This window comes from Curtobacterium sp. MCLR17_040 (assembly GCF_003234735.1).
In the GTDB taxonomy this organism is placed as follows: Bacteria; Actinomycetota; Actinomycetes; order Actinomycetales; family Microbacteriaceae; genus Curtobacterium; species Curtobacterium flaccumfaciens.
Genome location: NZ_QKTE01000038.1, coordinates 1 through 2,414, shown reverse-complemented (window position 1 = coordinate 2,414; position 2,414 = coordinate 1). Strand labels below are relative to the sequence as shown.

The 2,414-nt window shown below is 68.8% G+C and carries 2 protein-coding genes; both read right to left on the bottom strand.

The genetic code is table 11. The features are described 5' to 3' along the window. Nucleotides 1-514 precede the first annotated feature (514 nt). Nucleotides 515-1,075 carry a YceI family protein gene (locus DEJ01_RS17860; RefSeq protein ID WP_027464630.1) on the bottom strand — a complete coding sequence of 187 codons (561 nt, stop codon included), beginning with the start codon at nt 1,073-1,075 and terminating at the stop codon, nt 515-517. A 109-nt stretch (nt 1,076-1,184) separates the two neighbouring features. Beyond that, the gene (locus DEJ01_RS17980; RefSeq protein ID WP_146247662.1) at nt 1,185-2,255 is read right to left on the bottom strand and encodes a hypothetical protein; all 1,071 of its coding nucleotides are present in this window, start codon (nt 2,253-2,255) and stop codon (nt 1,185-1,187) included. Between the last annotated feature and the right edge of the window lie 159 nt (nt 2,256-2,414).

Sequence of the window (2,414 nt, the reverse complement as noted above, 5' to 3'; positions counted from 1 at the left end):
GAGCCAGCGGGCACGAGCGCTCGTGCGCTCGGGCGCTCGTGCCCGCTGGCTCACTGTCCCGCGCGTGCTCGCGCCCCGTTCCGCGAGCGGGCGAAATGCCGCACTTCGTCCCCGCCGTGTCCCGGGCATTCCGCCCGCTCGGCCGCGCTCCCGATCTCCGCCGGGGTCGCTCGCGCCCCGCGCTCGGGTCCTTACGCGAGCGGGCGAAATGTCCGGCGTGCCACGGGATCTTCACGGTCTTTCGCCCGCTCATGGGCGTGGGCACGGGCACGGGCACGGGTGCCGGCGTGGGCGTGATTGCGGGGATCAGCGTCGGCCTCGGCGCCCGGCATCGTCGAGCGGGCGGAATGCCTGATGAGACAGCACGAAGGGCCGGGGTGTTTCGCCCGCTCGTGGTCGGGGGAGCAGTGCGGGCAACGAAGAACGCCCCGACTCCGTGCGGAGTCGGGGCGTTCTTCTCGGGTTCGGGGAGTGCCGCTCGGTGCCCTCAGTCGGGCGTTGAGTCAGAGGTGGCTCAGGCCGCCTGGAGGACGAACTGGACGTCGAGGTTGATCGTGACGTCGTTGCCGAGCGTGAAGCCGCCGGCCTCGAGCGCCGCGTTCCAGTTCACACCGAACTCGGTGCGGTCGATCTTCGTGGTCGCCTCGGCACCGAACTTGACCTGGCCGTAGCCGTCCGTGGTGAAGCCGCCCAGCTCGGCCTTGAGGACGACCGGCTTGGTGACGCCGCGCAGGGTCAGGTCGCCCGCGATGTGCAGGTCGTCGCCCTTCGCCTCGATGCTCGTCGAGCGGAAGGTCAGCTGCGGGTGCTCCTCGGTGAGGAAGAAGTCGCTCGTCTTGAGGTGCTGGTCGCGCTGCTCCTGGCCGGTGTTGATCGACGCGACGTCGATGTTAGCCTCGACGGTCGACTCGAGCGGGTTCTCGGCGGTGACGACGGTGGCGTCGAACGTCTCGAACTTGCCCTTGACCTTGCTGATGGCGAGGTGGCGGACCGAGAACGTGACCTCGGAGTGGGTCGGGTCGATCTTCCAGGTGCCGGTCTTGTAGCCGGGAACGGTGTCAGCGGTGAGCGTCATGGTGGTCCTTCTTCCGAACGAGAGTCTGCGGTGCGACGCGTTCCATGCGCCTGCATCGAGTTGATACTACGCCAGTGTGCACCGTTTTGGTTGAAGCGTCAACCATTGTTCACCCAAGTGTCGCAAACCGCGTGTCGTGGGCTCCTCTGGCGCCGGCCTCGAGCAGCCGTCGGATGCGGTCCACGAAACGGTCGACGCCGTGCGCGACGTCGTCTGCTGTTGCTCTGACGAGCCACCAGTCGACGTCCTTGAGGTGCTCCCCGCGCGTCAGGTCCTTCCGGAAGGTGGCTGGATCGGTTCGGTGCAGATCGCTCTCGTACTCGATCGCGACCCTGGCCTCGGGGTAGGCGAGGTCCACACATGCGACCCACTGCCCGTCGACGACGACATCGTGGTTGAGTGCGGGTTCCGGGAGTCCGCGGCGGACGAGTGCCAGCCGTGTCCGGGTCTCTCCGGGAGACCGGGATCCCCTCCGGATCTCGTCGAGCGCGAGGCGGAGCTTCACGATCCCGCGAATGCCCCGTCGTCGTCGGACGGCCTGGGCGAGTTCGTCGAGCGTCGCCCAGCCGAGCCAGCCCACGAGCGCATCGCCCGCGACGATGAGTTCGTCGAGCGTCAGTATCGAGCCCAGTGCGACGAACGTGTCGGCCGGAGTGGTCAGTGGCACTCCTCGTGCGATCGTCGCGCGGACTGATCCGTACCGGGCTCGGTGGCCGACCGTGCCGCGGACCCGGAGCGCTTGGTCGGTCCCGATCGTCGTGACGTGCAACCGCTGATCGCGTTCGAGACGACGGGGGAGCGGGACGCCGATGATCGCTGCCGCAGTGACGTGACTGAAGACCTGATCGGGGCGGAGTCGAGGAGTGAGTGCCCTTGCGCGTTCATCCACGGACTCCGGTGGGAACGCTGATCGGATGCCGTGGAACGGGCGGACGAGATCTCGAGCGTCGAGTCGGCCACGCGAAACGCCTCTGTGCAGCGCATCCCGTACCCGGAACGAAGCGTCGCGGAGTGCGATCGGGAGTCGGCGCCTTGTGGTCATCTCCACAGCGTGACGGCGAGCCGACCCCGAGGACGGGAGTCGGGCCTCCTCTGTGGACGGCTTTGCCCGCTCTCGCCGCTGTGGAGGGACGGTTGCCCCCGCGAGCGGGTGAAACACCGCGCCCGCCGCCGACGGCACCGCGGTGTTTCGCCCGCTCGCGGGGTGGAGGCGATCGCAGGGAGCGCGGAGGTCGCAGCCCGGGGTCATCCAGGCGAGCGGGCGAAAGGTATGAGTGGGCTGGCAAGAGCACTGTGGCGTTTCGCCCGCTCGCGGATCCGGCCCCCACCCACACGCCCC

Coding starts and splice junctions, on each gene's coding strand:
- DEJ01_RS17860 (WP_027464630.1), bottom strand. CDS start 1,075: ATGACGCTCACCGCTGACACCGTTCCCGGCTACAAGACCGGCACCTGG.